We start from the raw sequence: 623 nt of genomic DNA, 5'->3' as shown, positions 1-623 counted from the left end.
TACTGTCCATGCGGCATCCGGCGTATAGGCGGCACGAGCATAGCACAGGCTTTTGTTCGGAACAGGAGAACCTGTCGTCACGATGTCAAGGGAAAACTCCAAGCGGGGGACACCGCAAGGGGGAAAGTACCAATGCGTGGCACGGGGGCGGAACGTCCCGTATTAGTGAGGAAGTTGCTGTAATGGCAATGGAGCGAAGGGGACGTATTATCTGGCCGCTTTCGATGAGGGAAACTGCCGACGGGATTATCCCGAGACAGGAGGTACCGAAATGAAAGGGGCGAAACCATTTGTTATTGACCGGATGGAAATGTACGATGCCTACCGTAAAGTACGGTCGAACGGTGGGAGCGGAGGGGTTGACGGCGTGAGCCTGCTGTCGTTCGGCAGGGACTGGAAGAACCATCTCTACCGACTGTGGAACCGCATGAGCTCGGGCAGCTACATGCCACCGGGGGTGAAGCTTGTCGAGATACCGAAGAAAGGGGGCGGCAATCGCCCGCTGGGTATCCCGACGATAGCCGATCGCATCGGGCAGACCGTGGTCAAGGAGCGGCTTGAACGGATTGTTGAGGGTATCTTCCATCCGGACAGCTACGGCTACCGTCCTGGCAAGTCAGCGC

The 623-nt window shown here is 57.8% G+C and carries 2 protein-coding genes; both read left to right on the top strand.

Annotation, left to right across the window (positions count from 1 at the left end; genetic code table 11):
* A partial coding sequence (locus ACFSR5_RS15755; RefSeq protein ID WP_380905422.1) for a hypothetical protein occupies positions 1-275 on the top strand: 275 nt, incomplete at its 5' end.
* On the top strand, positions 272-623 hold a 352-nt coding region (locus ACFSR5_RS15750), incomplete at its 3' end, for a reverse transcriptase domain-containing protein (RefSeq protein WP_380905421.1). The genes ACFSR5_RS15755 and ACFSR5_RS15750, both read left to right, overlap by 4 nt.

The sequence above is a fragment of the Sphingobacterium suaedae genome, assembly GCF_042684625.1.
GTDB lineage: Bacteria > Bacteroidota > Bacteroidia > Sphingobacteriales > Sphingobacteriaceae > Sphingobacterium > Sphingobacterium suaedae.
This window is presented reverse-complemented; position numbering and strand designations above follow the sequence as displayed.